The organism is Microbacterium indicum DSM 19969 (assembly GCF_000422385.1).
Taxonomy (GTDB): Bacteria; Actinomycetota; Actinomycetes; order Actinomycetales; family Microbacteriaceae; genus Microbacterium; species Microbacterium indicum.
Genome location: NZ_AULR01000028.1, coordinates 1 through 4037, shown reverse-complemented (window position 1 = coordinate 4037; position 4037 = coordinate 1). Strand labels below are relative to the sequence as shown.

The 4037-nt window shown below is 64.5% G+C and carries 4 protein-coding genes and 1 pseudogene; 1 reads left to right on the top strand and 4 read right to left on the bottom strand.

Annotation, left to right across the window (positions count from 1 at the left end; all coding sequences use genetic code 11):
• Positions 1–45 precede the first annotated feature (45 nt).
• The 3 genes from H576_RS17400 to H576_RS17390 are packed head-to-tail and all read right to left on the bottom strand — an operon-like array spanning position 46 to position 1220.
• The gene (locus H576_RS17400) at positions 46–465 is read right to left on the bottom strand and encodes an IS3 family transposase (protein WP_084502729.1); all 420 of its coding nucleotides are present in this window, start codon (positions 463–465) and stop codon (positions 46–48) included.
• A 24-nt stretch (positions 466–489) separates the two neighbouring features.
• On the bottom strand, positions 490–912 hold the full coding sequence (locus tag H576_RS17395; RefSeq protein WP_084502728.1) for an IS3 family transposase: 423 nt from the start codon (positions 910–912) through the stop codon (positions 490–492).
• Positions 909–1220, bottom strand: a complete 312-nt coding sequence (locus H576_RS17390; RefSeq protein ID WP_029151177.1) for a hypothetical protein — start codon at positions 1218–1220, stop codon at positions 909–911. Before H576_RS17390 ends, H576_RS17395 begins: the two co-directional genes overlap by 4 nt.
• Positions 1221–1897: 677 nt before the next feature.
• Between H576_RS17390 and H576_RS0112320 the strand changes: the two genes are divergently transcribed.
• Positions 1898–2182, top strand: coding sequence for a LysM peptidoglycan-binding domain-containing protein (locus H576_RS0112320; RefSeq protein ID WP_156888229.1), 285 nt, complete (start codon positions 1898–1900; stop codon positions 2180–2182).
• 622 nt (positions 2183–2804) lie between these two features.
• Here H576_RS0112320 and H576_RS15775 read toward each other — a convergent pair.
• Positions 2805–4003, bottom strand: a pseudogene (locus H576_RS15775) (IS3 family transposase); the annotation flags it as partial.
• Positions 4004–4037 lie beyond the last annotated feature (34 nt).

Here is a 4037-nt window from a genome sequence, read left to right as displayed (position 1 = left end):
GACCCCGCCACCGGAACCGTCACCGACGTCTTGACACATGAAGCGTCACCGATCTGCTGATGCGCTTCCGTCACCGAAGTCCTGATACATCACACTGCTAGTCCTGTCCGGCGGTTGCCGGGGGGATTCGTGGTCAGCGTAGTACGCGGCCTCAACTTCCCCGGGGGTCCGCATGTCGAGTTCGCCGTGGAGGCGCTCGTTGTTCCACCAGCACACGTACTCGAGCGTGGCCAGTTCGACCTGCTCAACGGTCCGCCAGGGCCCTTGCCGACGGATCAGCTCGGTCTTGCAGAGCGCGTTCACGGCCTTGGCGAGAGCATCGTCATACGAGTCGCCGACTGTTCCTGTCGAGGGCGTCGCGTCGAGCTCGACGATCCGTGATCCGTCATCCGAGTGATGCGTGAGCCCGTCCAGAGGCTCGTCCGCGTCCCAGGCGGCCATGTTCAGCGCCTGCAGCGGCAGCACGTCGGCTTTGAGCGTGGAGGCGACTCAGGTGATGTCCGCCGCCCAAAGGTGCCGTGGCGCGTCCGCGGTGAAACGACGCTGCACGAGATCCGAGGGTCGGGAGCCGGCCGGGTCGGCGCGCGTCGTGAACGTCTTCGCCGAGCGGTTCACACCGGTCACTCCGGCGAGCTTCATCAGCCGTTCGGTCTGGTCCCGGCCGATCGCCCATCCCTGTCGTTGCAGCAGGACGTGCATCTTCCGGCGGCCATAGACGCCGTAGTTCTCCGTGTGCAGACGCGGGATCTCAGGGATCAGGAGCTCGTCTCGCAGCTGCCGGGCCGAGGCGACGCGCGTCTTCGCGGCGCGGTATCCGCGGGAGGTGAGGGCTCTCTTGACCGCGCCCCGCCGGATGCGGCAGATGAGCTCGACCTCGAGACGATCATGGTTCAAATCGATGGACCGGGTCATCGCGTCGAGGGCCGGTCGGGCTCCTTCGCGAGAGACACGGACGCGGCTTCGAGGATCTCGTTCGGCTTCCGCAACTCCGCGAACTCACGACTCACACGAGTGTTCTCCTCGATCACCTCGCCCGCGGTCGCGGCAGGGCTGCCGCCGACGATCTCGCGGTGGGGCCACGTCCGCAACGTCTCGGCGCTCATACCGAGCGGGCCGGCGACATGGCGGACCGCGGTCATCCGATTCGGGTGATCGGGACGGGCTTCCTCGAGCATCCGCAGCGCACGAGTGCGGAACTCGGCATCATACTTCGTCGGCATCACTTCCGTCCTTGGTCAAGATCGGAACGAAACCCAGGCCGATTCAGATCGGCGACCGCGCCGAGAGCTGCTCGCCGCTGATCGAGGGTCGCTGCTGCGCGCCTGGTGGGCGGCATGGGGAGTGGTCTGGTCCTCCTGATCGCAGCGCTGCTCGGAGTCGTGCAGTCACCCCCGAGCGCCCTGGCGTGCGGCATGTTCGCTCCCGTCTTCACCCCGATGATGGCCCGCTTCGTTCGAGCACGACGTCGCGAACTGGACAAGATCGGTGTTCTCGTGGGCTGGCCGTGGGGACGCGCGCACGCACGATGGAAGAAGCATGCATCATGACGCGGAAGAACCTGCCGACGGCCTGCCTGGTCGAGCCAGGCAGCACCACAGGCGCACTGATCGTGCACGCTCCGGCGGTAGTTGTATGAACAGGGGTGCGTCTGTCGATCGTGGTGTGGTTGCGATTCGCGGCGGGAAGGAAGCAATATCGACGCATGTCTCCTCGTATGAAGATCACCGCAGCAGCATTGCCTATGCTCGCTGTTCTTGTGTTGTCCGCATGTACCGGGTCCCCGGAAGTGCAGTCGACAACCGTGCCAGAAAGCCCCGCACCGCCCACCACGACGGCGACCACGGAGTCTACGGCGACCCGAATGCCGACCCCGACCCCGACCCCTGATTGCGTGCACGTGGCCGCAGCCTGGATCAACTTCCCGGGGTTCGGGAACAACACGGAAGAGGTCGACGCCGCAGAACTCGTGGGGGAGATCACCGACAGCGGACCGCGCGATCTGGCGGCCGGCGAGCCGACACTGAACGACGCCGGGGAGATCGTCTCCTACACGGTGCAACCGGGGGACGCGGTCGATGCCATTGCCACGCGGTTCTGCATCGACAGATACTCATTCAAGGCATACAACGACACCAGCGGATGGGATGTTCAGCCCGGTGACGTCCTTGTGTTGCGCCCTTAGCCGAGGCCTGTGGGTGAAATGCGAGCGCCCCACGAGAAAGCTCAGCAGGAGAAATATGTCCTATTCCACAGCCTGGAGGACTCCCGTATGCTGTGATCGCCTGCACTGCAGTCGCGCAGCACCGGGTCACCGATTCAACGGAGAGGATGCAGCATGGTCACGGAGATAGTGAACGCGGGGCAATCCGCAGTGTTCGACGGGAAGGACACCCGCGTCACCTGGGCCAAGCAGCGAACATTCGCACAAGGGAACGTCAAAGTCAACATCACGGATATATCCATGTCCGTGAAGAATCCCGTATCCGGGGACCCAGTTACCCAACCGTTCCACCACGTGACGTACGAGATCGGCTTGTATCGGCGGGCGGGCGCGAACTCGATCCTCGTTGCGACGAAGACGCTCACGAAGTATTGGGGGCAGGAGACCGGCTACGTCACGATCACGGCTGTTCCCGCGGGTGGCTACAGCTTGACGACCCGGCCTCGTGAGCGGTGGGTCACGGCCACTCAGAAGTCCGGACTTGCTGGCCAAGGGTGGTGCGAGGCAACGTTCGAGCTCTACCACCACTGACGTAGCGACCCTGCGGGTCTGCTGTAGGAACAGGTGACAGTTTTGGTAAGGCCGCGAGGGCCAGGTTCTTGGTCATAATGATCTCGAACTCGACGGGTGTCAAACGGCCCAGGCGGGGTTGCCGGCGTCGCCGGTGGTAGGTCCGTTCGATCCAGGTCACGATCGAGATGCGCAGCTCTTCTCTGGTGGTCCAAGAGCGGCGGTTGAGGACGTTCTTCTGCAACAGGCCGAAGAACGATTCCATCGCGGCGTTGTCGCCGCAGGACGCGATTCTGTCCATCGGTACGACCAGCCGGTGACAAGTCAACGCGCGACGGAACTTGCGGCTTCGAAATCGAGATCCGCGGTCCGAGTGCACCACGCAGCCGGCGACGTCGCCGCGCATCGCGACCGCGTTCTCGAGCGCTTGGACGGCTAGAGATGACTTCATCCTGTCGCTGATGGAGTACCCGACGCTCTTGCCCGAGAAGACGTCCGTGATCGCGCAAAGGTAGAGCTTGCCGTCACCCGTCCAGTGTTCAGTGATGTCCGTCAACCACAGCTCGTTCGGTCTCGAAGCGGCGAACACATGACGAGACCGGCCCTCCTCGTCCGTGACCACGCAGAGATCGTCGTGCACCGCAGGGCCTGGCTTCTTGCCGTTGCGGCCGCGCTTCTTCCCGAACACAGACCACCACCCGTTCGCCGACGTGATCCGCCACGCCGTCCGATCCAACATCGGCTCTCCAGCTGCACGGGCTTCGTCGGCGAGGAGCCGGTGGCCGAACTCGGGGTCGTCGCGGTGCGCGTCGAACAGCGCGTTCGCCCGATACGCCTCCTCCAACTCACGACCGGTAACCGGGTTCGCGAGCCACCGGTAATAGGGCTGACGGGAGAGCTTCAAGACCCGGCACGACACCACCACGGGGACCCCCGAAGCGGCGAGCTCTTGCACGAGCGGGTAACGCATTTTCCCGGCAGATGCGCCTGCGCGAAATACGCCGCCGCCCGCCACAGCGCCTCGTTCTCCTGCTCCAGCAACCGGGCCCGTTTACGCAGTTCACGGGCCTCGGCGCTCTCCGCCGCCGTCGTTCCGGGCTTCGCACCCGCCTCGACAGCGGCCTGTCACATCCAGTTCTGCAGACACGTCTCACTGATCCCGAAGTCCACCGCGACCTGACGCAACGGGACACCGGGCTCGCGGTTCTCAGCGACGCGGACAACGTCGTCACGAGATTCGCGCGGGTAAGGCTTAGGGCGTGTCTGACAAATAGATCGGCAGCGCGCTGAGAGTCTGAGTTCGTGA